At 74.3% G+C, this 24,451-nt stretch carries 19 protein-coding genes and 1 pseudogene; 10 read left to right on the top strand and 10 right to left on the bottom strand.

Features of this window, described 5'->3' with window-relative positions; all coding sequences use genetic code 11:
- Positions 1 to 2: 2 nt before the first annotated feature.
- Positions 3 to 2,024 (bottom strand): prolyl oligopeptidase family serine peptidase, encoded by a 2,022-nt coding sequence (locus ABZ951_RS00100; protein ID WP_344095200.1) that lies wholly within the window; start codon positions 2,022 to 2,024, stop codon positions 3 to 5.
- Between the two features lie 357 nt (positions 2,025 to 2,381).
- Positions 2,382 to 3,641, bottom strand: a complete 1,260-nt coding sequence (locus ABZ951_RS00095; protein WP_344095202.1) for a glycoside hydrolase family 18 protein — start codon at positions 3,639 to 3,641, stop codon at positions 2,382 to 2,384.
- Between the two features lie 341 nt (positions 3,642 to 3,982).
- Here ABZ951_RS00095 and ABZ951_RS00090 point away from each other — a divergent pair, with 341 nt between their 5' ends.
- Together ABZ951_RS00090 and ABZ951_RS00085 are read left to right on the top strand one after the other, a co-directional pair.
- Positions 3,983 to 5,155, top strand: a complete 1,173-nt coding sequence (locus ABZ951_RS00090; RefSeq protein WP_344095204.1) for an acyl-CoA dehydrogenase family protein — start codon at positions 3,983 to 3,985, stop codon at positions 5,153 to 5,155.
- Positions 5,156 to 5,325: 170 nt separating this feature from the next.
- A complete protein-coding gene (locus ABZ951_RS00085; protein WP_344095206.1) occupies positions 5,326 to 5,505 on the top strand; it encodes a hypothetical protein in 180 nt (59 codons plus the stop codon).
- 28 nt (positions 5,506 to 5,533) lie between these two features.
- On the opposite strand, the gene ABZ951_RS00080 is transcribed toward ABZ951_RS00085, so the two are convergent.
- Complete coding sequence (locus ABZ951_RS00080) at positions 5,534 to 5,902, bottom strand: hypothetical protein (protein ID WP_344095208.1); 369 nt, start codon at positions 5,900 to 5,902, stop codon at positions 5,534 to 5,536.
- A 197-nt stretch (positions 5,903 to 6,099) separates the two neighbouring features.
- On the opposite strand from ABZ951_RS00080, the gene ABZ951_RS00075 reads away from it, so the two are divergent.
- The 5 genes from ABZ951_RS00075 (at position 6,100) to fxsA (ending at position 11,888) form a co-directional block, all read left to right on the top strand.
- A complete protein-coding gene (locus ABZ951_RS00075; RefSeq protein WP_087929064.1) occupies positions 6,100 to 6,543 on the top strand; it encodes an Lrp/AsnC family transcriptional regulator in 444 nt (147 codons plus the stop codon).
- A gap of 49 nt (positions 6,544 to 6,592) precedes the next feature.
- A complete protein-coding gene (locus ABZ951_RS00070) occupies positions 6,593 to 8,233 on the top strand; it encodes an amidohydrolase (RefSeq protein WP_344095212.1) in 1,641 nt (546 codons plus the stop codon).
- 498 nt (positions 8,234 to 8,731) lie between these two features.
- Positions 8,732 to 10,504, top strand: coding sequence for an apolipoprotein N-acyltransferase (gene lnt / locus ABZ951_RS00065; RefSeq protein ID WP_344095214.1), 1,773 nt, complete (start codon positions 8,732 to 8,734; stop codon positions 10,502 to 10,504).
- Entirely contained in the window at positions 10,501 to 11,262 is a 762-nt protein-coding gene (locus ABZ951_RS00060) for a polyprenol monophosphomannose synthase (RefSeq protein ID WP_344095216.1), read from the top strand. Before lnt ends, ABZ951_RS00060 begins: the two co-directional genes overlap by 4 nt.
- Positions 11,263 to 11,306: 44 nt before the next feature.
- Positions 11,307 to 11,888, top strand: coding sequence for an FxsA family membrane protein (fxsA, locus tag ABZ951_RS00055; protein WP_344095218.1), 582 nt, complete (start codon positions 11,307 to 11,309; stop codon positions 11,886 to 11,888).
- A 112-nt stretch (positions 11,889 to 12,000) separates the two neighbouring features.
- On the opposite strand, the gene ABZ951_RS00050 is transcribed toward fxsA, so the two are convergent.
- Both ABZ951_RS00050 and ABZ951_RS00045 read right to left on the bottom strand, forming a co-directional pair.
- Positions 12,001 to 12,375, bottom strand: coding sequence for an RNA polymerase-binding protein RbpA (locus tag ABZ951_RS00050; RefSeq protein ID WP_087929069.1), 375 nt, complete (start codon positions 12,373 to 12,375; stop codon positions 12,001 to 12,003).
- Positions 12,376 to 12,632: 257 nt separating this feature from the next.
- On the bottom strand, positions 12,633 to 13,349 hold the full coding sequence (locus tag ABZ951_RS00045; protein WP_344095221.1) for a hypothetical protein: 717 nt from the start codon (positions 13,347 to 13,349) through the stop codon (positions 12,633 to 12,635).
- Positions 13,350 to 13,482: 133 nt separating this feature from the next.
- Between ABZ951_RS00045 and ABZ951_RS00040 the strand changes: the two genes are divergently transcribed.
- Positions 13,483 to 14,997, top strand: a complete 1,515-nt coding sequence (locus ABZ951_RS00040; protein ID WP_344095223.1) for a PLP-dependent aminotransferase family protein — start codon at positions 13,483 to 13,485, stop codon at positions 14,995 to 14,997.
- A gap of 1,166 nt (positions 14,998 to 16,163) precedes the next feature.
- On the opposite strand, the pseudogene ABZ951_RS00035 reads toward ABZ951_RS00040, so the two are convergent.
- Both ABZ951_RS00035 and ABZ951_RS00030 read right to left on the bottom strand, forming a co-directional pair.
- Positions 16,164 to 17,654: pseudogene (locus ABZ951_RS00035) on the bottom strand (hypothetical protein); the annotation flags it as partial.
- Between the two features lie 40 nt (positions 17,655 to 17,694).
- The gene (locus ABZ951_RS00030) at positions 17,695 to 17,889 is read right to left on the bottom strand and encodes a hypothetical protein (RefSeq protein WP_344095225.1); all 195 of its coding nucleotides are present in this window, start codon (positions 17,887 to 17,889) and stop codon (positions 17,695 to 17,697) included.
- 376 nt (positions 17,890 to 18,265) lie between these two features.
- Between ABZ951_RS00030 and ABZ951_RS00025 the strand changes: the two genes are divergently transcribed.
- A complete protein-coding gene (locus ABZ951_RS00025) occupies positions 18,266 to 18,676 on the top strand; it encodes an ankyrin repeat domain-containing protein (RefSeq protein ID WP_344095227.1) in 411 nt (136 codons plus the stop codon).
- Positions 18,677 to 18,821: 145 nt separating this feature from the next.
- On the opposite strand, the gene ABZ951_RS00020 is transcribed toward ABZ951_RS00025, so the two are convergent.
- Together ABZ951_RS00020 and ABZ951_RS00015 are read right to left on the bottom strand one after the other, a co-directional pair.
- Positions 18,822 to 19,097, bottom strand: coding sequence for a carboxypeptidase-like regulatory domain-containing protein (locus ABZ951_RS00020; RefSeq protein ID WP_344095229.1), 276 nt, complete (start codon positions 19,095 to 19,097; stop codon positions 18,822 to 18,824).
- Positions 19,094 to 20,005: an endopeptidase gene (locus tag ABZ951_RS00015; protein WP_344095231.1), complete on the bottom strand. Its 912-nt coding sequence runs from the start codon at positions 20,003 to 20,005 to the stop codon at positions 19,094 to 19,096. Before ABZ951_RS00015 ends, ABZ951_RS00020 begins: the two co-directional genes overlap by 4 nt.
- A gap of 201 nt (positions 20,006 to 20,206) precedes the next feature.
- Between ABZ951_RS00015 and ABZ951_RS00010 the strand changes: the two genes are divergently transcribed.
- The gene (locus ABZ951_RS00010) at positions 20,207 to 22,207 is read left to right on the top strand and encodes a glycoside hydrolase (protein ID WP_344095233.1); all 2,001 of its coding nucleotides are present in this window, start codon (positions 20,207 to 20,209) and stop codon (positions 22,205 to 22,207) included.
- A gap of 36 nt (positions 22,208 to 22,243) precedes the next feature.
- On the opposite strand, the gene ABZ951_RS00005 is transcribed toward ABZ951_RS00010, so the two are convergent.
- Positions 22,244 to 23,809, bottom strand: coding sequence for an ATP-dependent DNA ligase (locus ABZ951_RS00005; RefSeq protein WP_344095237.1), 1,566 nt, complete (start codon positions 23,807 to 23,809; stop codon positions 22,244 to 22,246).
- Positions 23,810 to 24,451 lie beyond the last annotated feature (642 nt).

Genomic DNA, 24,451 nt, shown 5'->3' with positions numbered 1-24,451 from the left:
AGTTAGGCGACGCCCCCGCCTTCCCCGCCGGCCAGGTGCTGCCACAGGAACGCGTGCGTCAGAGCCGTGTTGAACGCCGTCTGCTCGTGGTCGGTCGCGCCGCTGTGGCCGCCCGCCGTGTTCTCGTGGAACAGCACCTCGTGGCCGAGCTCCCGCAGCCGGGCGGCCGTCTTGCGGGCGTGACCGGGGTGCACGCGGTCGTCCCTGGTCGAGGTGGCGAAGAGGACGGGCGGGTAGTCCCTGTCCGCGCGCAGGTTGTGGTACGGCGAGATCGCCTCCAGGTGCGGGCGGTCGGCCGGGTCCTCGGGGTCGCCGTACTCGGCGATCCAGCTCGCCCCGGCGAGCAGCCGGTGGAAGCGCAGCAGGTCCAGCAGCGGCACGTTGGCGACGACGGCCCCGAACAGCTCGGGGTGGCGGGTGAGCATGGCCCCCATCAGCAGCCCGCCGTTGCTGCCGCCCTCGATGCCCAGGCCCGCCGGGGTGGTGATGCCCCGGGCGACCAGGTCCCGGGCGACGGCCGCGAAGTCCTCGAAGGCCCGGACCCGGTCGGCCTTGAGGGCGCCGCGGTGCCACCGCGGCCCGTACTCCCCGCCGCCGCGGATGTTGGCGATCACGTACGTGCCGCCCCGCGCCAGCCAGGCCCGCCCGGTCAGGGCGTCGTAGCGCGGGGTGAGCGAGACCTCGAAGCCGCCGTAGCCGGTCATCAGGGTGGGGCCGGGGGAGCCGTCCGGGCCGATCACGAAGTACGGCACACGGGTGCCGTCCGCCGAGGTCGCGAAGTGCTGACGGACGGACATGCCCGTCGCGTCGAACCGCGCGGGAGCCTCCTTGAGCACCTCGCCGGCGCCGCCGATCACACCCCGGCGCAGGGTCGACGGCCGCAACGGCCCGTCGATGTCCAGGAAGTACTCGTCGCCGGTGTGCGGGTCGGTGTCCGTGACGGTGGCGGACACCAGCGGCGGGACGTCCGCCAGCGGCTCGCGGCGCCAGCCGTCCTCGCCCGGTGTGAGCACCTCCATCCGGGTGGCCACGTCGGCGAGGGTCTCGACGATCAGGTGGTGGCGGGTCCACACGTGGCCCATGAGCGCGGTGCGCTCGTCCGGCGTGAACAGCACCGTCGCCTCCCGCCCGCCGGCGAGGAACGCCTCGAAGCGGAACGCCAGCAGCGAGCCCGCCGGGTGCCCCAGCCACGGCGACTTGGGGGTGACCAGCAGCCACTCCCGGTGGACGTCCGCGCCCGCGTCCTCCGGCACGTCGATCCGCACCAGCGCGCCGTCGTCCGCCAGCAAGTACATCTCGCTGTGCCAGAAGTCCCGCTGCCGGAGCACGAAGTCACGCTCGTACCCCTCGGTGGGGTCGTGCCACGCGGCGGCGCACAGATCCTGCTCCGCCACCTCGTGGACCAGCTCCGCCTCGGCCAGCGGGGTGCCGCGCCGCCAGCGGCGGACCGTCCGGGGGTAACCCGACGCGGTGAGCGTCCCCGGGCCGAAGTCGGTCGCGACGAAGACGTGGTCGCGGTCGATCCAGCCGATGTCGGTCTTCGCCTCGGCGACCTGGAAGCCGTCCTCGGTGAACGTCCTGGTCTCCAGGTCGAACTCGCGCACCACGACGGCGTCCGCACCCTCCCGCGAGAGCGTCACCAGGGCGTGCCGGTAGCCCGGGTACAGCACCCGCCCCCCGGCCCACACCCACTCCTCGCCCTCCGCCTCGGCCAGGGCGTCCAGGTCAAGCAGCACGTCCCAGGCGGGCTCGTCCTTGCGGTACTCCTCCAGCGTCGTCCGGCGCCACACGCCCCGCACATGGCCGGCGTCCTGCCAGAAGCTGTAGAGGTGATCGCCCCGGCGCCGGGTGTAGGGGATGCGGTCGGTGTCGTCCAGGATCTCCCGCAGCTCGGTGGTGAGCTGCTTGAAGCCGGGGCCCGAGGTCAGGCGTCCGGCGGTCTCGGCGTTGCGCTCCCGCACCCAGTCGAGGGCGGCTTCGCCGGTGACGTCTTCCAGCCACAGATAAGGGTCGTCGTTGATCATAGAACCGATTGTGCACGCCGGGAGGAAGCCGGCACCGGCCTCGCCGGACAGAAGGAGTCGCGGGCCGCACCCCGAAGGGGGCGCGGGGAACTGCGCGACCAGCCACGAGGTACCTGCGGATGGCGCGCCCGGCTGCCAGTGGGGTGCTCGGAGCGTCGACCGCACCGGTCGTTGCGGGTACAGCCGCGCCCTGAAGGGGCGCGGGGGAACTGCGCGACCGGCCACGACCGCACCCGCCCCCGCAGACGACGCCGGGTTCGGCGGCCCGCGCGCCCGGCGTCAGGTACATGATCGGATCGGGTCCGAGCCTATCCCGGGGGTGCGGCGCCCCTCAGGGGCCCCGCACCCCCGGCCGGTTCAGTTGATCGCCTTGATCAGCTCACCGTCGGCCGTGTCGCCGCTGAGCTCCCAGAAGAACGTGCCGCCCAGCCCCTGCTTGTTCTTGTACGCCATCTTTCCGCCGATCGTGGCGGGGGTGTCGTAGCTCCACCAGTCGCTGCCGCACTTGGCGTACGCAGTCCCGGCCACCGTCCCGTTGGCCGGGCACTTGGTCTTGAGGACCTTGTAGTCCTCCATCCCCTGGTCGTACGTGCCGGACGCCGGGCCCGTCGCGGTGCCACCGGGGGCGGACTGGGTCACGCCGGTCCAGCCGCGCCCGTAGAAGCCGATGCCCAGCAGCAGCTTGGTGGGCGGCACCCCGAGCGACTTCAGCTTCTGGATGGTGGCGTCGCTGTTGAAACCGGCCTTCGGTATGCCGCTGTACGAGGTCAGGGGCGAGTGCGGGGCCGTGGGGCCCTTCGCGTCCCAGGCGCCGAAGTAGTCGTACGTCATGGGGTTGTACCAGTCGACGTAGCGCGCGGCGCCCGCGTAGTCCGCGGCGTCGATCTTGCCGCCGGCGGAGGCGTCCGCGGTGATCGCGGCGGTGACGAGGTTCTTGCCGCCGAACTTGGCGCGCAGCGCCGCCATCACGTCACGGAAGGCGGTCCGGCCGCTGGTGTCGCAGGTCAGACCGCAGGCGTTGGGGTACTCCCAGTCGATGTCGATGCCGTCGAAGACATCGGCCCAGCGGGGGTCCTCGACGAGCTTGTAACAGGACTCGGCGAACGCGGCGGGGTTCTTGGACGCCTCGCCGAAGCCGCCGGACCAGGTCCAGCCGCCGAAGGACCAGATGACCTTGAGGTCGGGGTGGAGCTTCTTGAGCTTGCGCAGCTGGTTGAAGTTGCCGCGGAGGGCGCCGTTGTCCCAGGTGTCGGCCTTGCCGTCGACGCTGCCCGCCGCGTCGTACGCCTTGTCGTAGTCGGCGTAGCCGTCACCGATCGCGCACTTGCCGCCGGTGACGTTGCCGAAGGCGTAGTTGATGTGGGTCAGCTTGGCGGCGGAGCCCGACGTCTCGATGTTCTTGACGTGGTAATTGCGCCCGTAGACGCCCCAGTTGGTGAAGTAGCCGACGACGCGGTGGCCCGCCGCGCTGTCGTCGGCGCTGGCCGTCGCGCCGGCCGGGCCGGCCGAGGCGGGGGCCGCGAAGAGGGTCGTGGTGAGCAGCGCGGCACCGGCGGCGAAGGCCGCCAGCAGCGTGCGGGGCCGGCGGATCCGGGCGTGCTGGTGCGGTCCGTGCATGGGTTTCTCCTCGGTGGGTGGGGGCGAGGCAGAAGAGCATGGGGGGTGACCTGCGCTCATGCTTGGCATGAACGCGATGAACAGTGGGGAAACCGTAGAAGGACTAGACCAGTGCGGTCAATGGTTCGGACCAATCCTTTCCCCGGTCCGGCCCAGGGGCCCTTACGCCTTTCGACCAGTGACGTCAGGCCGCTGATCAGGCATACTCCAACCCGCCACGGCCGCAGGTCATCCGGTGCCGAGACCCGGTGGGAGATGATGGAGCCGGGCACCACCGACGGCGGCGCCACACCCTTGCGCGCCGCACCGTCGCAGCGCCCGACAGGGAGGAGAGCGCCGCCATGACCGACCACGGCCCGCAGCCGGTGGAGCGTCAGCTGCCCACCGAGGAAGCCCGCGACCTCATCGCGCTCGTCCGCGATCTCGTGCGGGGGGAGATCGAGCCCCACGCGGCCGCGGAGGAGGACGCCGGGCACTTCCCGCGCGAGACCTTCCGGCTGCTCTCCGCCTCGGGACTGCTCGCCCTGCCCTACGCCGAGGAGCACGGCGGCGGTGCCCAGCCGTACGAGGTCTACCTCCAGGTCCTCGAGGAACTCGCCGCGACCCGCCTCACCGTGGGGCTCGGCGTCAGCGTGCACACCCTCGCCTGCCACGCCCTCGCGGGCTACGGCACGAAGGAGCAGCGGGCCGAGTACCTGCCGGCCATGCTCGGCGGCGGCCTCCTGGGCGCGTACTGCCTCTCCGAGCCCGCCGCCGGCTCCGACGCGGCGTCCCTGCGCACCCGCGCCACCCGCGACGGCGACACCTGGACCCTGGAGGGCACCAAGGCGTGGATCACCCACGGCGGCGTCGCGGACTTCTACACCGTCCTGGCCCGCACGGGAGGCGAGGGCGCCCACGGCATCACGGCGTTCCTCGTCCCCGGCGACGCCCCCGGGCTCTCGGCGGCCCCGCCCGAGCGGAAGATGGGCATGAAGGGCTCGCCCACCGCCCAGATCCACCTCGACGGCGTGCGGATCCCCGACGCGCGGCGCATCGGCGAGGAGGGACAGGGCTTCGCCATCGCGCTCTCCGCCCTCGACTCCGGCCGCCTCGGCATCGCCGCCTGCGCCACCGGCGTCGCCCAGGCCGCCCTCGACGAAGCGCTGGCGTACGTCGCCGAACGGCGGCAGTTCGGCCGCCCGCTCGCCGACTTCCAGGGCCTGCGCTTCATGCTCGCGGACATGGCCACCCAGATCGAGGCCGGCCGCGCGCTCTACCTCTCCGCCGCCCGGCTGCGCGACGCGGGCCTGCCCTTCTCCAAGCAGGCGGCCATGGCCAAGCTCTTCTGCACGGACGCCGCGATGCGGGTGACCACCGACGCCGTGCAGCTCCTCGGCGGCTACGGCTACACCGCAGACTTCCCCGCCGAGCGCTACATGCGCGAGGCCAAGGTGCTCCAGATCGTCGAGGGCACCAACCAGATCCAGCGCATGGTCGTGGCCCGCCACCTGGCGGGGCCCGAGTCCCGCTGACGGGCTCCGCGGCGTCGCCGGGCCGTCAGTCCGGCGACACGGCGGGGAACCCGATCGGGTGACCCGCGTGCCCGGTCCGGGCGACCGGGCGTCCGCCGCGGGACCATTCCCCCATGAACACCGGTCGGAGAAAGGCTCCTCTGGTCAGGTGCCCCCGCTGCCGTCACGCGATGTGGTGGGACGTCACATACCCCTACGTACCGCTGTGGTACTGCCCGACCTGCCGGCACCCTCCGGAGCGGCAGCGCAGCTCTTACGCCGCGCCGCCCCGGTGCCCCGAAGGGTGCACCAGCGCCGTCATCCAGACCGGCGACGACGGCAGCCGGCAGTTCGTCTGCCACCGCAAGTGATCCCCCACCCGGTGGCGCTACGGCCCCTTCAGCAGGCCCGGCGCATCTCCGGCACCACGGGGCGGGAGCCGGGGCCGCCGACGTGCGAGAACGGCTGGGTGCGCCAGTCGAGCGTCTCGGGCAGCGTGACCATCAGGGCCGCGTCGAACTCCTGGGCGCCCTGCGCGGCGTCCACCGGAGCGGCCTCCTCCACGGCGCGGCCGGCGCCGGGGCAGACCGTGAGGCCGAACGGGTTCCACGGGGACGGGCACAGCGCGTGCTCGGGGAGGACGTCCTCCTCCGGGAGCAGAGCGATCGGACGCGCGCAGTCCGGGCACGTCACCCGGAACATCGCGGTGATGTCATACGGCTCGTACGGGCTGCCGTCGCCTTCATTGAGGCGTTCCAGGCTGGGCATAGTCTTTCTCCCCCTCGGATGGGCCGGCCAGGCACCTCGGCCTCGACCACACCAAGCACTTCCCGTCTGATGCGTCCGGTAATCGCCGCACCCGTCAGGACACGGGTGCATAGGCGTGTTGTTCGTCACATGACTTGCGCGGGCGGACGGGCCGCCGACCGTCCCGGGGCCGCCCGCGACCCAGTAGGTTGATCCGCGTGGAGGAGCTGGACAGAGAAATCGTGGAACTGCTCGTCAAGGACGGGCGGATGAGTTACACCGACCTGGGGAAGGCCACGGGCCTGTCCACCTCGGCGGTGCACCAGCGTGTGCGCCGGCTCGAACAGCGGGGCGTCATCCGCGGCTACGCGGCGGTCGTCGACCCCGAGGCCGTCGGGCTGCCCCTGACGGCGTTCATCTCGGTGAAGCCGTTCGACCCCAGCGCCCCGGACGACATCGCCGACCGGCTCGCCGAGATCCCGGAGATCGAGGCGTGCCACAGCGTCGCCGGCGACGAGAACTACATCCTCAAGGTCCGCGTCGCCACCCCGCTGGAGCTGGAGCACCTGCTGGCCCACATCCGGTCGCTGGCCGGGGTCTCCACCCGGACCACGATCGTGCTGTCCACCCCGTACGAGGCGCGCCCGCCGCGCGTGGGCTGACCCGGCCCCGGTGGGGCCGCGGGGCGGCGCGGGGGTCAGACTGAACCCCATGAGTGAGCGCCCTGAGATGCCCCGCACCCTCCTCCTGCGCAACGGCACCGTCCACAGCCCCGCCGACCCCTTCGCCACCGCGATGGTGGTCGAGCGCGGCGGCGTCGCCTGGGTCGGCTCCGAGGGCGCGGCGGACTCCTTCGCCGACGGCGTGGACGAGGTCGTCGACCTCCGGGGCGCGCTCGTCACCCCCGCGTTCACGGACGCACATGTGCACACCACCGCCACCGGCCTCGCGCTCACCGGCCTCGACCTGGCCGGGGCCCGCACGCTCGGCGAGGCCCTGGAGCGGGTACGCGCCCACGCCGCCGCCCGCCCCGCCGACCGGGTGCTCCTCGGGCACGGCTGGGACGCCAGCGTCTGGCCGGAGCGGCGCCACCCCTCCCGCCGCGAACTGGACGAGGCCACCGGCGGCCGGCCGCTCTACCTCACCCGCGCCGACGTGCACTCCGCCGTCGTCACCACCGCCCTCCTCGACCTCGTCCCCGGCATCCGTGACCTGCCCGGATACACCCCCGACGCGCCGCTCACCGACGCCGCCCACCACGCCGTCCGCGCCGCCGCCCACGACAGCGTCGACGCCGCCCAGCGCACCGCGGCGCAAGCCGCGGCGCTCGACCGCGCCGCCTCCCTCGGCATCGGCTCCCTGCACGAATGCGCCGGTCCGCAGATCTCCGGCGCCGACGACCTCACCGGCCTGCTGAGCCTGGCCGCCGAGCGCCCCGGCCCCCGCGTCGTCGGCTACTGGGCCGAAGCCCTCACATCCGCGAACGACGCCGAGCGCGTCCGCGAGCTCGGCGCGATCGGCGCCGCCGGCGACCTCTTCGTGGACGGCGCCCTCGGCTCGCACACCGCGTGCCTGCACCAGCCCTACGCCGACGGCCCGCACGCCGGCCACACCGGCACCGCCCACCTCGACGCGGCGGCCGTCGCCACCCATGTCACCGCCTGCACCGAGGCGGGCATCCAGGCCGGGTTCCACGCCATCGGCGACGCCGCCCTGACCGCCGTGGTCGAGGGCGTACGGGCCGCGGCCGACCACCTCGGCCTCGCCCGCGTCCGGGCCGCCCGGCACCGCGTCGAGCACGCCGAGATGCTCACCCCCGAGCACATCGCCGCCTTCGCCGAACTCGCCCTCACCGCCTCCGTCCAGCCGGCCTTCGACGCCGCCTGGGGCGGCGAGAGCGCCCTGTACGCGCAGCGCCTGGGCGCCGAGCGGGCCCGCACCCTCAACCCCTACGCGGCCCTCCTGCGCGCCGGCGTCCCGCTGGCCCTGGGCTCCGACAGCCCCGTCACCCCCCTCGACCCCTGGGGCACCGTGCGCGCCGCCGCCTTCCACCGCACGCCCGAGCACCGGATCTCCGTCCGGGCCGCCTTCACCGCGCACACCCGCGGCGGCTGGCGGGCCGTCGGCCGGGACGACGGCGGGGTCCTGGTGCCCGGCGCGCCCGCCGACTACGCGGTCTGGGAGTCCGGCGACCTCGTCGTCCAGGTGCCGGACGACCGCGTCGCCAGCTGGTCCACCGACCCCCGCTCCGGCACCCCCGGCCTGCCCGATCTCACCCCCGGCACCCCGCTGCCGGTCTGCCTGCGCACGGTCGTGGGCGGGCACACGGTGTACGAGCGTCCGAACGAGTGATGCCGCGGGTGTCGCGTACCGCCGAACGACGTGCCGTCGGCCTGTCGCCGCGCCGGCCCACTCGCCGTACTGACCTGCTCATTTGAGATAACCGCCCAGGTCGGCACGGTGTTGACAGGGTGCGGGCGGCGGCCGGTAGGTTCTGCGGAGTCCACCACAGGACGTCCGGCCGGTGAACTTCCACACAGTCGTCGAACGCAGCTGGGCCATGGGGCGGTGCGCCGCAGCGCACACCCCACTGGCAGCCAGGTCCAGCGCACGGGGGCGAGGGACGGTTCCGCCAGGCCGGCAGGTGCGACCCGGGTGGGGCCCGGACGTTCAGTAGACAACGGTTCTCGGGCGACCCGCAGCCAGCGGATCCCAGGCCGGCCCGAAGGACGCCGGGCCCCCATTCGCCGATGGCGCGTACCGTGCGGCTGCGCGGACCCGGAGACGGGGACGGGCCCGGACGCGTTGTACGGTCAGCTCATCACCGCTCAGCTGCAGGAAGGCGCGACCGTGCCCCCGGGTCCCGAAACCACCGCCGACGCCACGGGCGGCGGAGCCGCCGAGCAGCCGGACGGGCCCGGCCCCCGCGCACCGCACGCCGGCGTCCCCCAGGCGGCAGCCCCTGCCGGCAGCCTCGTCGATGACTCCGCCGAGCGCCCCGCCGAGCCCGCAGAGGCACGGCCCGCGGCCCCGGCGGGGCGCTTCGCGCGCCTGGCCCGCCTCGCCCGCCGCGAGGCGCCGCGCACCGGGCTCGCGGTCCTCGCGGGCGTCGCCCTCGCCGCGTCCTTCCCGCCGTACGACCTGTGGCCGCTGTCGGTCGCCGCCGTCGCCGCGCTGGGGCTGCTGACCCGGGGCCGCACCGCCCGCCAGGGCGCGTGGACGGGCTTCGCCTTCGGGCTGCCGTTCTTCTTCCTGCTGCTGCGCTGGCTCCGTGTCGTCGGCTACGACGCCGTGATCGGCCTCTCCGCGATCGAGGCGCTGTTCCTGGCCGTTCTCGGCGCCGCCCTGGCCCTGGCCTCCCGGCTGCCCGCCTGGCCGCTGTGGGGGGCCTGCCTGTGGGTCGCCCAGGAGCTGGCCCGCGACCGGCTGCCGTTCGGCGGCTTCCCCTGGGGCCGGCTCGCCTTCGCCAACACCGGATCGCCCTTCACACCCCTCGCCGCCCTCGGCGGCGCGCCGCTGGTCACCTTCGCCGTGGCCCTCGCCGGCGGGCTCCTCGCCTGCGGCGCGGCCGCCGCGTGGCAGCTGCGGCGGGGCCCGTGGGGGGCCGGTTCGGTGCGCGCCGCCCTGCCCGGCGTCGAGGCCGTCGCGCTCGCCGCGGCCGTCACCCTCGCCGGGCTCGCCGTGCCCGTGCCCACCGAGGCCGACGACTTCGTCGACGTCGCGCTCGTCCAGGGCAACGTCCAGAACCCGGGCATGGACTTCCTCGGCCGCCCGATGATGATCCTCGACAACCACGTCGACGCGACCCTCCAGCTGGCCCGCGACATCGAGGCCGGCCGGGCGAAGAAGCCCGACCTGGTCATCTGGCCGGAGAACTCCTCCGACCTCGACCCCTTCCAGTACCCGCAGGCGTACGACCGCATCGAGGAGGCCGTCAAGGCGGTCGGCGTGCCCGTCCTCGTCGGCGCGCTCGTCGACCACCCCGGCAAGAGCGGCTACGTCGACAACAACGGCATCGTCTGGGACCCGAAGACCGGGCCCGGCGCCTCCTACACCAAGCAGCACCCGGTGCCGTTCGGCGAGTACGTGCCGTTCCGGGACCAGCTGAGCAAGGTCATCACGCGGCTCCAGCGCGTCCAGCGCGACTTCTACCCCGGTGACCACACCGGGGTGCTGAAGGTCGGCCCGGCCCGGCTCGGCGACGTCATCTGCTTCGAGGTCGCCTACGACGAGATCGTCCGCGACACGGTCAAGGCCGGCGCCCGCGCCCTCGTCGTGCAGACCAACAACGCCACCTACGGCCGCACCGGCCAGCCCGAGCAGCAGCTGGCCATGTCCCGGCTGCGGGCCGTCGAGCACGGCCGGGCCGTCGTCACCGTGGCCACCAGCGGCATCAGCGCGGTGGTCGCCCCGGACGGCGAGGTGGTGCAGCGGAGCGAGGAATTCACCCGGGACGTCATCAGCGCGCGCCTCCCGCTGCGGGACGCCACGACCGTCGCCGACCGCGCCGGTGCGGCGCCCGAATGGGCGCTCGCTATGGTGGGCGTTCTGTCCTGTGCGGCCGCGCTTCTGATCAGTCGTCGGGCACGCACGGACGAGCCGAAGGAGAAGGGGCAGCAGTGAACGACGGTGGGCAGCGGAGATACGGTCCGCTCGGCACGACCTTGGTGATCATTCCGACCTACAACGAGGCGGAGAACATCAAGCCCATCGTCGCCCGGGTGCGGTCGGCCGTACCGGAGGCGCACGTTCTCGTCGCCGACGACAACAGCCCCGACGGCACCGGCAAGCTGGCCGACGAGCTCGCCGAGCACGACGACCACGTCAAGGTGCTGCACCGCAAGGGCAAGGAGGGGCTCGGCGCCGCCTACCTCGCCGGCTTCCGCTGGGGGCTGGAGAACGGCTACGGCGTCCTGGTGGAGATGGACGCCGACGGCTCCCACCAGCCCGAGGAACTGCCCCGGCTGCTCACCGCCCTCAAGGGCGCGGACCTCGTGCTGGGCTCCCGCTGGGTGCCCGGCGGGCGGGTCGTGAACTGGCCCAAGTCCCGCGAGATCCTCTCCCGCGGCGGCTCCACGTACTCCCGCCTCCTCCTCGACGTGCCCCTGCGCGACGTCACCGGCGGCTACCGGGCCTTCCGCCGGGAGACGCTGGAGGGGCTGGGCATGGACGACGTCGCCTCGCAGGGCTACTGCTTCCAGGTCGACCTGGCCTGGCGCGCGGTGAAGGCCGGGTTCCATGTGGTGGAGGTTCCCATCACCTTCGTCGAGCGGGAGCTCGGGGACAGCAAGATGAGCCGCGACATCGTCGCGGAGGCGCTGTGGCGGGTCACGTCGTGGGGCGTCGGCTCCCGGGTCGGCAAGGCGCTCGGCCGGGGCTGACCCCGGGTCCGCGCGGACCGCCGCGCCCCAGGCACACTTGAGGCATGACGTTCGGAGCACAACAGACCACGGACGGACGGCCGCCGAAGCGGAGCCGCGCCCGCAGGTTCCTCCCGCTGGCCGTGGCGGTCTGGGTCGTCCTGGAGATCTGGCTGCTGACGGTGGTCGCCGGCGCGGCCGGCGGCCTCACCGTCTTCGCCCTGCTGGCCGGCGGGCTGCTGGTCGGCGCGTATGTCGTCAAACGGGCCGGGCGGCGCGCCTGGAAGCGGCTGACGGTGTCGCTGCAGCCCGGCGGGGCGGTCGCGGAGCCCGAGGGCGGGCAGAGCGGCGGCAACGGCCTGACGATGCTCGGCGGGCTGCTGATCATGCTGCCGGGGCTGCTGTCGGACGCGGCCGGGCTGCTCTGCCTCTTCCCGCCGACCCGCGCCCTGGTCCGCAAGGGCCTGGAGAGGCGGCTGACGCGCGCGAAGGCCTTCGGCCCCGGGTTCACCCCCGGGGGCCTCGGGGACGCCTTCCAGCAGGCCCGTATGCACCGCCCGGACGGCAAGGTCGTCCCCGGCGAGGTCGTCCGGGAGGACGAGGCGCGCGCTCCGCGCCACGACGACCCGCAGCTGCCGCCGCGCTGACCGGCACCACGGGGACCGGCACCACGGGGGAGGAACGACGGAAAGGGCCCGGGCCACTGCTGAAACGCAGTGGCCCGGGCCCTTTGTCCGTGCGATCTTCTCTCTGCCGCCGTCAGGCGGACTTGCGGTTGTCCCGCGGGTGCACAGCGATGTTCATGGCACCGGAGCGAAGGACGGCCAGCCGTTCGGCCAGCACCTCCTCGAGCTCCTCGCGGGTCCGCCGCTCCATGAGCATGTCCCAGTGCGTACGCGCGGGCTTGCCCTTCTTCTCCTCAGGACCATCGCCGTCCACCAGGAGAGCAACGGCGCCACACGCCTTGCACTCCCACTCCGGCGGAATCTCGGCCTCTACCGAGAACGGCATCTCAAATCGATGCCCGTTCGGGCATGCGTACTCCACCGCCTGGCGCGGGGCCAGATCGATGCCGCGGTCGGTCTCGTAGCTGGTAACCACAAGTCGCGTGCCGCGGAGAGCTCGCTCACTCATGAATCGTGCCTCCCGGGCTTGGTCGCCCACAGGACAGGTGTCGCTGTCGTCGTCATCCGGTCAACGTCCGGTCGGCGGTGAAGATTCCCGTTGTAGGGACATGCGTCGCCCGTCGTGCCGCCCCTTGTTGTACCCACCAGCGCCCGTTTTGTCACATCTGGCAACGGATGTCACCCTGTGTTTCTGTCGGTTTAGCGCGCAGTAACGGTCCGTCCGGTGGGTCGAAGGCGTACACTACCGGCCCGCTTCCCCCTTGCCTAAACCAGGTCCGGAACTTCGCGCGCCGCGGCCGGCCCGACCCCCTTGGTGGCCGCCGTTCCGCTTGTTTCCGAGGGGGCCCGGGAGGGCGCCGGAACCGGTTTCGGCGCCGGGTTCGCGCCGGGCGGCGCGAAGCGGCGCAGGAAGACCTGCGACAGCGGTCCGATGGCCAGCGCGTAGAGCACGGTGCCCGCCCCCACGCTCCCGCCGAGCACGAAGCCCGTCACCAGAACGGTCACCTCCAGGCAGGTCCGCACGAGCCGCAGCGAGCGCCCCGTGCGCCGGTGCAGCCCGGTCATCAGGCCGTCCCGCGGGCCCGGGCCGAACCGGGGCGCGATGTACAGGCCCGTCGCCACCGCGCACAGCACGACCGAGAAGGCCAGCAGCGGGATGCGCACCCACAGCGAGGGCTGGGCGGGCACCAGGGCCAGCGTCGCGTCCAGCGCAAGGCCGATCACCACCACATTGGAGACCGTCCCGAGCCCCGGCCGCTGCCGCAGCGGGATCCACAGCAGCAGGACCAGGGCGCCGATCGCGATCGACGCCGTCCCTATCGACATGCCCGTATGGCGGGCGACGCCCTGGTTCAGGACGTCCCACGGCGCGAGCCCGAGCCCCGCCCGCAACTGCAGCCCCGCACTCACCCCGTACAGCGCGAGCCCGCCGTACAACTGGACCAGACGGCGGGCGAGCCGAGTCCCCCCTGACGCGGACAATGGATCCTCCTGAGAGCAGTACCGGTAGTGCCGAACGACGGCAGCCACTGGTGCCAGTGGCCTGCCGCATGACAGTCTGTGGACCGGGTCGAACGAAGATCCATGGCCAATCCCGGGAAGGTGGACCGTAAAGATGAGTCAGTGGACTTCTTCGGTGGGAGCGCAGAAGCTCGCCCGCCTCCTCGGTTCCCAGCACACGCGCGACGGTCACGGCGGCGTCACCCCGCTCAGCGGGCGCCGGCTGCCCGCCTACCGCTCCCTCGCGGACGGCATCCGGCTGCTCGTCCTCGAAGGCCGCGTCCCCGTCGCGGCACGGCTGCCCGCCGAACGCGAGCTCGCCGCCGCCCTCGCCGTCAGCCGCACCACCGTCGCCGCCGCCTACGAGGCGCTGCGCGGCGAGGGCTTCCTCGAATCGCGGCGCGGCGCCGGCAGCTGGACCTCCGTGCCCGCCGGGAACCCCCTGCCCACCCGGGGCCTCGACCCGCTGCCGCCGGAAGCCGCCGGCTCCGTCATCGACCTGGGCTGCGCGGCCCTGCCCGCCCCCGAGCCGTGGCTGACCCGCGCCTTCCAGGGCGCCCTGGAAGAGCTCCCGCCCTACGCCCACACCCACGGCGACTACCCCGCCGGCCTGCCCGCCCTGCGGCAGGCGCTCGCCGACCGCTACACCGCGCGCGGCATCCCGACCATGCCCGAGCAGATCATGGTGACCACCGGGGCCATGGGGGCCGTCGCCGCCATCTGCCGCCTGATGGCCGGCCACGGCGAGCGGGTCGCCGTCGAGTCCCCGTCCTACGCCAACGTCCTGCAGCTGATGCGCGAGGCCGGTGCCCGGCTGGTGCCCGTCGCGATGGCCGACCGCCTCGCCGGCTGGGACATCCCCGCCTGGCGCCAGGTCCTGCGGGACGCCGCCCCCCGGATGGCCTACGTCATCGCCGACTTCCACAACCCGACCGGCGCCCTCGCCCCCGAAGAGCAGCGCCGGGAGCTGGTGGAGGCCGCCCGGGCCGCGGGCACCGTGCTCATCGCCGACGAGACCATGTCCGACCTCCTGCTCGACCCCGACGTCGAGATGCCCCGCCCCGTCTGCGCCTTCGACCCCGCGGGCAGCGCCGTCATCACCGTCGGCTCGGCCAGCAAGTCGTTCTGGGCGGGGCTGCGCATCGGCTGGGTGCGGGCGGCCCCCGACGTGATCCGCAGCCTGGTCGCCGCCCGCGCCTACGCGGACCTGGGCACGCCCGTCGTCGAACAGCTCGCCGTCACCTGGCTGCTGACCACCGAGGGCTGGGACGCCTCCATCGACATCCGGCGGGCCACGACGCGGGACAACCGCGACGCGCTGGTCGCCGCGGTCCGCCGCCACCTGCCCGGCTGGGAGTTCACCGTCCCGCACGGCGGGCTCACGCTGTGGCTGCGCACCGGGGGCCTGTCGGGCTCGCGGATCGCCGAGGCGGGGGAGCGGCTGGGGGTGCGGGTGCCCTCGGGCCCGCGCTTCGGCGTCGACGGCGCCTTCGAGGGCTTCGTCCGGCTCCCGTTCACCGTCACCGGCGCGGTCGCGGAGGAGGCCGCGGCCCGCCTGGCCGAGGCCGCCCGCCTGGTGGCGAGCGGCGCGACGGCGGCGGTGGAGGTCCCGCGGACCTACGTGGCCTGAACGCGCACCGCGGTGTCGCCGGGGGCGCCCTCGGCGACGGCCGGGTCCTCGGGGGAGACGTCCGTGCCGAGGAACTCCTCCGGAGGGACCGCGTCGACGGGGATGACCGCGGAGGGCGGGGGCCAGCCGAGGGGCCCGGTGGCGGGACGCACGGCGGGTGAGTGCCCGTCAGAGGCGGGGTGGGCGTGCGGCGTCTCAGCGCAGGGATGTGCGGGCGGGGCTTCGGGGGGCGGGGGCTCGTGGTCTGTGGGCGCCGGGACGTGCTCGGGGGGTGCGGTCCGGCCCGGTGGGCTGCCGGTAGGGGCCTGGTCACCCGCGGGCCGCGGGGCCGGGGGCTCGTCAGGAACGCCGCTGGTGTGCGCGGCGGCGCGGTCCCGGTCCGGGCGGTCGTCGTACGGGGGCTCGTCGCCGCCGTACACCGGCAGGTTTTCGGGCGCCGGGGGCCAAGCGGGTGGGTTGCCGGTGGGGTGATGGCCGCTCACGGGCGCGCCGCCGGTGGGTGCGGTGACGTGTTCCCGGTCCGGGTGGCCGTCGTGCGGGGGCTCAGCGTAGAGATGCGCCGGCGGGCCCTCCGGGGGCGGAGGCCAGGCGGGCGGGTCGTCGGTGGGGTGGTCGCCGCTCGCGGGAGTGGTGACGTGTTCTCCGTCCGGGGGGCCGTCGTGCGCGGGCTCGCCGCCGGTGTGTGCCGGGACGTGGTCCGGGGGTGCGGTCCAGTCCCGTGCGTTGCCTGTGGGGTCCACGTCGTCCGGGGGGCACAAGGCTGAGCACTCGTCAGAAATGACGCCGGCGTGCGCGGTGGCGCGGTCCCCGTCCCGGAGGTCGTCGCCGGGCGCCGGCGGGCCCGCCGAAGCCGCGGCCGCCGGGGCGAAGTCCTCGGCCGGTGGGTATGGGGCGGCGCCTGTTTCGTTCGGCTGCGGGCTCTCGCCAGGAGGGTATGGGGCGGCGCCCGTTTCGTCCTGGAGCGGGCTCCCGCCGGGTGGGTACGCGGCCGTGCGGGGCCCCTGGGCCGCCTCGTCGGCGGGGCAGCCGAAGGCGAAGTCCTCCGGTGGCAGGGCGCCCGTCGGGAGGTCGTCCGTGGGGACCTCCACCGTGTAGATCTCGTCGGCGTGGACCTCCAGCGCGCCGTGGTGGTGCTCCGGCACGTACGGCACCGGCGCGTCCGGCTCGGGGAGGAGCCTGAGGACCGCCTGCCGCTGGGCGTCCGTGGTGTCCTCGTCGTAGGGGTCCGGGGTGGCCGGTACCTGTAGCCGGTGGACGGGGCCCGAGCCCAGGCGCGCGTAGCCGCGGCCGGGCGGCACGTCCGTGGTCGGGGTGGTGTGCGGCGGCGCGCCGAGCGCGGCACGGACCTGCTCGGGCGCGACCGGGCCCAGGATCACCCGGGCGCGGGTGTGCGCGAGCAGCGTCCCGTCGAGCAGTCCGGCGTTCTCGAAGTGCTCGCCGACGGCGACCGTGACGTTGGCGCCCCGGCCGTGCCGCAGGGGGACGTCCAGCAGCCCCTGCGGGTCGGGCCGGCCCTCACCGGCGGCGAGGTGGCTGAGCGCGGTGGGCCGGTCGATGACGATCCACAGGGGACGGCGGATGTCCTCGGGAGCCGGGCGCCCCTGCTGGCGGGCGTAGTTGGCGGTGACCAGCCGCCGCTCCGTCTCGTGGGAGGCCCACTCCAGGATGGCCAGGGCGCCCGCGGGGGAGGACTCGACGGCCAGGACGCCCTCCCGGCCGCGCAGGCACGCGTACTCGCCCGTGCCGCTGCCGTCGATGATCAGCGCGTCGCCGTGGTGCAGGGCCTGCAGGACGACCGAGCGCAGCAGGGTGGTGGTGCCGCCCGCGGGCAGGCCGAGGGCCAGCAGGTGGGGTTCCGTGGAGCGCGGTCCCGTGCGCCAGACGACGGGCGGCTCGTCGCGGGTCCCGTCGGCGTCCATCACCGGCAGGGTCCGCTGGACGGCGGAGGGGTCGGTGAAGCCGAGCACGGTCTCGCCGGGTGCCGTCACGAACCGCTGGGCGCAGATGTCGGTGGGCAGCGGGGGCAGTGCGCTGAGGGTGAGGCGGTTGGCCTCCTCGTCCCAGTCGAACCGGTACTCCCGGCCGCGCCCCGCCTTGACCTTGAGCAACTGCTCGATCCTGGCCCGCGACGCGGCCTCGCCGTCGGTGAAGTAGGCGGGGTAGCGCAGCCGCAGGGAGACCAGCCGGCCGTTGTCGTCGAAGGAGTGCCCCGTGAACGCCTTCTCCCAGCCGCCCCCGTGCGCGTAGAGCGGATCCGGGTCCTCCGGGACCGACAGGTACGGCACCAGGGACTCGTAGAGCACCTGGAGCCGCTCCTGCGCCTCGCCGTCGGGGGCCGCGGCCCGGGGGGCGCGCTCCCGGCCGGCCCAGGCTCCCGCGACCATCAGGCTGATCACGGCGAGCGCCGGGCCGTAGGGCACCAGGGCGACGATCGCCGCGCAGGAGGCCACCAGCAGCAGGGTGGGCCCCCGCCGGTCCTTGGGCAGCCGGGCCCAGCGCCGTCCTCCGGCAGCGGCCAACGCGCGCAGCCCGCGGGCGATGACGATCAGCGGGTGGAACACGTCGGCGGCGTTGTCGGCGGCACAGCGCGCGAGCTCTCGCCCGCGCGCGATCGGCGTGCTGTCGGTCAGGGTGCTGGGGAGGGGGCGCCGGCCCACATCGGTCTCCTGTTGTCGGTGCGCGGGGTGCGGGGCGGTGTCAGAACTTGAGACCGCCCAGCAGCCCGGCCAGGCTCGCGCTGCCCGCCTTGATGCTGGGCGCGAGGGCCGTGGTCGAGAGGTAGAAGCCGAACAGGGAGCAGACGATGCCGTGCGACGCCTTGAGGCCGTCCTTGCGGAAGAACAGGAAGGCGACGACACCGAACATGATGACGCCGGAGATGGAAAGGATCATGACGTTCTCCTGTGTGGTCGGGACAGTCACCACGAGTCCCTCAAGCCTCACAGAAAGTATTAATAAGGCAAAAGCAGAGAAGAGGCTTTGCCACGTTCAAATCAGGTGATTCGTTGTGAGAGGTGCTGACGATCTGAAAAGGGTGAACCGCTTGAACACGCCTCAGGAGCGGTTCCGCGACGATCACCACGCGCCCGCGGCGGGCCCCGTCGGGACGCCGCGGCCGGGGCCGGGGATTCACCCGGACGGCCGCGCCCGCCCCGGCCCCCGACGCGCTGTGCGACGCCTGTGGGTTCCCTTCCCGGGGCCCGTACGTAGGGTTGGATCCGCACCGACCGACACGCCGCCAGACGCCGAACCCGGAGGACCGCACACCATGTCCGAGCAGACCCCCGAAACCGAGCCCGCGCACGACCCCGAGATGCTCCAGCTCGCGAGCAAGGTCTTCGACCTGGCCCGACACGGTGACACCGACACCCTCGCCGCCTATGTGGACGCGGGCGTCCCCGCCAACCTCACCAACGACCGGGGCGACTCGCTCGTCATGCTGGCCGCGTACCACGGGCACACCGCCGCGGTGCTGGCCCTGCTGGAGCGCGGCGCCGACCCGAACCGGGCCAACGACCGCGGCCAGACGCCGCTCGCCGGCGCCGTCTTCAAGGGCGAGGACGAGGTCGTCCGCGTCCTGCTCGCGCACGGCGCCGACCCCGACGCGGGGGCGCCGTCGGCGGTCGAGGCCGCGGGGGTGTTCGGCCGGGCCGACTTGCTGGAGCTGTTCCGGGGGTGACCGTGGCGGCTCCGCCTGGGCGCTCCGCTGCCGTCGCTGGTGCTGGGGCTGGGTGCGTCATCTGCGGGTGCGTGGGGGCTGGGCGCGCAGTTCCCCGCGCCCCTTTGGGGCGTGGTTGTGCCGCACGGGGGCTTGTCGAGCTCGCCTAGCCCAGGCGCAGTTCCACCACCGCCCCCGCCGGGCGCAGGCCCCGGCCGGTGATGTGGACGGCGGCGCTCGCCGTGCCGTCGTCCGTCCGGCAGGCCAGGGTGTAGGTGCCCTCGGCCGGGGCGGCCAGGGAGAAGTGGCCCTCGCCGTCGGTCAGGGCCGCGATGTCGGGCAGTGGCCGCGGGCCGTCGGTGAAGGCCACGCGGGCCCCGGCGACCGGGTCGCCCGCGGCGTCCCTGACCACTCCGGAGATCACCCCCGCGGGGGCGCTCACGCCTTCCAGGCCGCGTAGTTGTCCCGCACCGGCGTGGTGATGCGCGTCCCCGAGTTCACCCGGCCGCCGCCGTACGCGTGGACGGCCGCGCCGTAGCGGCCGCCGTTGACGAGGCGGTACACGGCGCTGCCGCTCTGCCCGCCGAAGGTGTCGATGTCGTAGTACACCTTGTGCGGCCCCACCGAGTCGATGCGCCGCGCGTCGTACCACTGGGTGGCGTACGGCTTGTCGGCCGGGTAGCCGGAGATGTTGCCGACGACCTGCAGCAGATCCGCGTCGGACCACGCGCCGAAGCCGAACCACCCGGTCGTGCTCCCCAGGTCGGTGGGCAGGACGATCGCCCCGTAGTCGTGGTCCTCGCTCCCGTCGCGGGTCCACCCCAGGACCGAGCGGAAACTGGTGGCGACCACCGGGCCGTACGGCTTGAAGTTGCCGCTGCGGCCCGGCCAGACGGTGACGCTGCGGACCCAGCCGTCCCGGCCCGGCACACCGCTGTGCTTGACGTGCACCACGTGCCCGGCGGTGGCCAGGGTGTGCGGGCCGATGAACCACGCCGTCCCGATCCAGTGCGACCCGTCCGCCGCCGTGATCTCCAGGAAGCAGTGCACCCGCCACGGGTAAACGCCGGTGTCGGTGATCTGCACCCGGTCGTCCGGCAGGTGGACGGCCTCCGGCCCCGCCGCGGGGGGCCCGTACGACGCCTCGCCGATGTCGCGCACCGCCCGGGCGGCCGCCTCCGGCGGGTCCGGCAGCCGGTATCCGCCGACCCGCTCGACGCCGTCGTCACCGGCCGGCACCGGCGCGTCCCCCGCCCCGGTGGAGGGCTCCTCCAAGGTCGAACCGGGTTCGGTGGCAGCGGCCAGGGGGTCGGGCTCGTTGGACACGGAGGCGTGGAGCTCCTGCGACATGGTCAACCGTCTCCTTCGCGCACACCCGGGCGCGGCGCGCCCATGGAGTGACTGTCCTGCGGGAACTCCGCTTGCAGAAGGAGCGGTTCACCGAACGCGGGAGCAGCAGGGGCGTACCGCCGGTCGCACGCACCGGCCCCTACGCCTGTGCCGGGACGGGTTTTTAGAACACTCTTAGATCAGCCCGCTATCAACTACCCCATGCACTCCTTCACTTCCCACCGCACCGTCCGCGCCGCCGCGGTGGCCCTGGCGGTCAGCCTCCCGTGCGTCACTCTCGCCTCACCCGCCCACGGCGCGCCCCGGCCCGCGCAGACCGCCCGGGTCCACGGCCACCTCGTCGACATCCCCGTCCGCGGCGGCACCGCCACCGTCGACACCACCTCCCTGCGGGTGACCGCCCGCACCGGTGCGGGGCAGGCCGTGGAGCTGTCCGCCCCCGCCGCCACCGCGCCCGGCGCCCCGTCCCCGGTGACGGCCACCGCCGACGGCGCCCGCTGGACGTACCCGGGCACCGGACTGACCGTCACCGCCCGCGCCGACCAGGGCCGGCTCCTCGTCTCCGTGCGCTCCACGGCCGCCGCCGACCGCAGCCTGTCCTGGCCCGTCACCGGCACCGACCGGGCCGCCTCCGCCCTCCAGCTCCCGCGCGGCGAGGGGCTCTCCCTCCCCGTCGCCGACCCCTTCTGGAACGGGCCCGACGCCCAGCTCGCCGGCAGCGACCTCGACATGTCCTCGGCGCTGACCATGCCCCTGTGGGGCTACACGGTCGGGGGCCGCGGCGTCAGCTACCTCGTCCCCACCGACATCGGAACCTCCCTGCGCCCTGCCTCCGACCACGGCCGGCTGCTGACGACGGCCACCCACCGCTTCTCCCGCGCCGAGGGCACCACCGACTACACCGTCGCCTTCGCCCTCACCGACGGCTCCCCGGTCGCCCCGGCCCTCGACTACCGCTCCTGGCTGAAGCAGCACGGGCAGCTCGGCAGCCTGCGCGCCAAGATGGCCGCGGTACCGGCCACCAAGAAACTCCTCGGCGCCTTCCACGCCTACACCTGGGGCGATGCCCGCACCGCCGAGGGCGTCCGCGCCCTGCGCTCGCTCGGCGTGGACCGCATGTGGCTCGGCTACGACGCCGACGACAAGCCCATGGACGCCGCCGCCGTCACCGCGGCCAAGAAGGCCGGGTACCTCGCCGGCCCGTACGACTCCTTCGCCAACGGCCAGGACCCCAAGACCTCCGACGCCCCCACCTCCGCCTGGCCCGACAAGGTCTACCCCGACTTCTGCGTCGAGGGCGCCGACGGCAAGCCCGTCCCCGGCTTCCACGACCGCGGCTGCTACCTCAGCTCCGAGGCGTTCGAGAAGGCCGAACCCACCCGGCACTACCTGGCCGACCGCACCAAGAAGATGACCGCCAACGGCGCCGACAGCTACTTCCTCGACGTCGACGCCGCCGGCGAGCTGTTCCGCGACCACAGCACCGCCCACCCCATGGACCAGGGGCGCGACCGCGCCAACCGGCTCGCCCGGATGAAGCGCCTGTCCGGCGAGCAGCGCCTCGTCCTCGGCTCGGAGTCCGCGGGCGCCTGGTCCAACCAGGTGCTGGCCTTCGACCACGGCTCCGGCACCCCCGTCGCCGACGGCCTCTGGAAGGCCCAGAAGGACAAGGAGAAGTGGGGCGGCTACACGCCCGCCAAGGCCCCGGGCATCTTCTTCAAGCCCGCCGAACTGCCCGCCGCCGTCGCCAAGGCCATGTACGACCCCGCCTACCGCGTCCCGCTCTACGAGACCGCCCTGCACGATTCCCTCGTCAACACCGAACGCTGGGAGCTGTCCTACGACAAGCTGCCGCAGCAGAAGACCACCCGCGCCCTGCTGGCGATGCTCTACAACACCCCCCTCAACTTCGTCCTCGACGGGCCGTCCATCAAGGAGCGGGGCAGCGAACTCGCCGCGCTCCAGAAGTACTTCAAACCCCTCCATGAGGCCGCCGGCACCGAGGCCATGACCGGCTTCCGCACCCTGAACCCCGAGCGCACCGTCCAGCGCACCGTCTTCGGTGACGGCACCCTCACCGTCACCGCCAACTTCGGCACGACCGCCCACGAGGGGCTGCCCGGGGGGTGCGTCGACGCGAAGCTGCGCGGCGACAAGGAACCGCGCCGCCTGTGCCCGGGCACGGTGAACGTCAACCGCTGAGGCACCCCCGCCCGCCGGACGGCCCGGGGCGGCGGCTCACTCCGGGCCGTCCGGCGGCGGGCCGGAGCCCGGGTGGGCGGCCAGCACCGTCTCCACCGTGTCCGCCTCGGCCGCCGTCTTGTCCTCCCGGTACCGCACCACGCGCGCGAACCGCAGCGTCACCCCCGCCGGGTACCGGGAGGACCGCTGGAGGCCGTCGTAGGCGATCTCCACGACGAGCTCCGGCCGCACGGTGACCACGAACCCGTCGTCGGAGACCGCCAGCGCCCGCAACCGCTCGGTCTGCCACGCCAGCAGGGCGTCCGTCAGCCCCTTGAACGTCTTGCCGAGCATCGCGAACGACCCGTCCGGGCGCCGCGCCCCCAAGTGCAGGTTCGACAGCTTGCCCGTCCGCCGGCCGTGCCCCCACTCGGCCGCCAGCACCACCAGGTCGAGGGTGTGCACCGGTTTGACCTTCAGCCAGGACGCCCCGCGCCGCCCCGCGCTGTACGGGGCGTCGAGGCCCTTGACGACCACCCCCTCGTGGCCGCGCCGCAGCACCTCCGCCGCGAACTCCCGCGCCGCCGCCCGCACCCCCTCGGCGGACGGGTCCGCCACCACCAGCCGCCGCACCCGCAGCGGCTCCGGCACCACCCGCGCCAGCTCCGCGTGGCGCGCGGACACCGGCAGCGCCAGCAGGTCACGGCCGTCCACGGCCAGCAGGTCGAAGAAGACCGGCGACAGCGGCAGCGCCGTACTGGCCCCCGCCACGTCCCGCCGGGAGCCGACCCGGCCCGCGGTCTCCTGGAACGGCCGCGGCCGGCCCTCGCCGTCCAGGGCGATCACCTCACCGTCCAGCACGGCCCGGGTCACCGGCAGCTCCCGCGCCACCCGCGCCAGCTCCGGCAGCCGCTCGGTGATCTCCTCCAGCGTGCGGGTGAAGACCCGCACCCGTGTGCCGTCCCGGTGCACCTGCACCCGGATGCCGTCGAGCTTCTCCTCCACCGCGCACGGCCCGAGCCGGTCCACGGCCTCGTCCACGTCCTTGGCGGTGTGCGCCAGCATCGGCAGCACCGGACGGCCCACCTCCAGCCGGAAGTCCGCCAGCGCCGAGGGGCCCCGCGCCAGCAGCTCCCGCGCGACCGCGCCCGTCGACCCGCCGAGCATCACCGCCCGCCGCACCTCGGCCGGCGGGGCGCCCGCCGCCGCGGCCAGCCCCTCGACGGCCAGCGCGTCGAGCGCGCCCTGACGCAGCTCACCGCCGAACAGCCCCCGCAGGAACCGCTGCTCCTCCTCGGTCGCCGCACCCATCAGCGCGTGGACGTGCCGCTTGCGTTCGCCCTGCGCGCCCTTGCCCGCGACGGCCGCGACGGCGTCGACCGCCCGGCCCACGTCCTCCACGGTCAGGGTGGGCTCGGCGGCCGGGGCGGGGGCGTCCCGCAGGACGCTCCAGCCGATCCCGACCCGGCCCTGCGGCAGCCGCCCCGCCAGGTAGGCGATGACGGTCGGCGCCTCGCCGGGACCGGCCGACCGGAACAGATCGGCCAGCAGCGCCGTCTTCCGCGACCGCGCGCTCGTCGCGGCGACCTCGCGGGACACCCGGGCGATCTCGGCCAGCAGCATTCCCTCATCGTGCAACGGCAGAGCGCACGGCGCAGCCGCTCGCCGTCCGGCGAGGACGTGGCTGTGCGGGCTCGGCCGGTGGGGCAGGATCCGGCGCCGAGCCGGGCGCTTCGGCGCGATGCCCGGGTGCGCGGGCGGCGTGAGCGCGCGGCGCCCGCGCCGGAACCGGCGCGGTGGTGCGGCGACCACGACGCGCAGCTCGGCCGCCAGCCCCGGGCGAGGCCCGCTGGGCGCCCTGCGCCCGGACTGGCGACCGCGCGCCGGGTCGCGGTGACCGCCCGCGCCGGAACCGGCCCGGGGGTGCGGCGACCACGGTGCCGGTGGCCTGTCGGCCGGGGGTGGCGTGCCGGTGCGGTGCCGGTGGCCTGTTGGCCGGGCGCGGTGTGACGGCGCGGTGTTCGTTGCCCAACCCGGCGGGTGTGGTGCGTCGGGGTGAATGCGGTACCGAGCCCGCGCCCGAGCCCGCCGTGCGGGATCGGGTGCGGGTGCGGGTGCGTGGTGATGCGGCGGCACGCGGCGTCCGCGCCCTACCGGCCGGGGGTGTCGGCCAGGGCCTTCAGCGCCTCCATCTCGTCGTGATAGGCCGTCACGTAGTCGGCGACGGGCACGGCCGCCAGGCCCAGCGCCCAGGCGTCGGGCTCC

Origin of the sequence: Streptomyces sp. NPDC046215 (genome assembly GCF_040646215.1) — a bacterium.
In the GTDB taxonomy this organism is placed as follows: Bacteria; Actinomycetota; Actinomycetes; order Streptomycetales; family Streptomycetaceae; genus Streptomyces; species Streptomyces stramineus.
Note: the sequence above shows the minus strand (reverse complement) of the source record. Positions and strands in the feature narration are given on the sequence as shown.

Excerpts from the sequence above, each read along its gene's own strand:
- ABZ951_RS00080 (WP_344095208.1), bottom strand. The coding sequence starts at position 5,902 with ATGCCCAGCCTGGAACGCCTCAATGAAGGCGACGGCAGCCCGTACGAG.
- ABZ951_RS00100 (WP_344095200.1), bottom strand. The coding sequence starts at position 2,024 with ATGATCAACGACGACCCTTATCTGTGGCTGGAAGACGTCACCGGCGAA.
- ABZ951_RS00095 (WP_344095202.1), bottom strand. The coding sequence starts at position 3,641 with ATGCACGGACCGCACCAGCACGCCCGGATCCGCCGGCCCCGCACGCTG.
- ABZ951_RS00050 (WP_087929069.1), bottom strand. The coding sequence starts at position 12,375 with ATGAGTGAGCGAGCTCTCCGCGGCACGCGACTTGTGGTTACCAGCTAC.
- ABZ951_RS00030 (WP_344095225.1), bottom strand. The coding sequence starts at position 17,889 with ATGATCCTTTCCATCTCCGGCGTCATCATGTTCGGTGTCGTCGCCTTC.
- ABZ951_RS00070 (WP_344095212.1), top strand. The coding sequence starts at position 6,593 with ATGAGTGAGCGCCCTGAGATGCCCCGCACCCTCCTCCTGCGCAACGGC.
- ABZ951_RS00085 (WP_344095206.1), top strand. The coding sequence starts at position 5,326 with ATGTGGTGGGACGTCACATACCCCTACGTACCGCTGTGGTACTGCCCG.
- fxsA (WP_344095218.1), top strand. The coding sequence starts at position 11,307 with ATGACGTTCGGAGCACAACAGACCACGGACGGACGGCCGCCGAAGCGG.
- ABZ951_RS00040 (WP_344095223.1), top strand. The coding sequence starts at position 13,483 with ATGAGTCAGTGGACTTCTTCGGTGGGAGCGCAGAAGCTCGCCCGCCTC.
- ABZ951_RS00010 (WP_344095233.1), top strand. The coding sequence starts at position 20,207 with ATGCACTCCTTCACTTCCCACCGCACCGTCCGCGCCGCCGCGGTGGCC.
- ABZ951_RS00005 (WP_344095237.1), bottom strand. The coding sequence starts at position 23,809 with ATGCTGCTGGCCGAGATCGCCCGGGTGTCCCGCGAGGTCGCCGCGACG.
- ABZ951_RS00090 (WP_344095204.1), top strand. The coding sequence starts at position 3,983 with ATGACCGACCACGGCCCGCAGCCGGTGGAGCGTCAGCTGCCCACCGAG.
- ABZ951_RS00015 (WP_344095231.1), bottom strand. The coding sequence starts at position 20,005 with ATGTCGCAGGAGCTCCACGCCTCCGTGTCCAACGAGCCCGACCCCCTG.
- ABZ951_RS00025 (WP_344095227.1), top strand. The coding sequence starts at position 18,266 with ATGTCCGAGCAGACCCCCGAAACCGAGCCCGCGCACGACCCCGAGATG.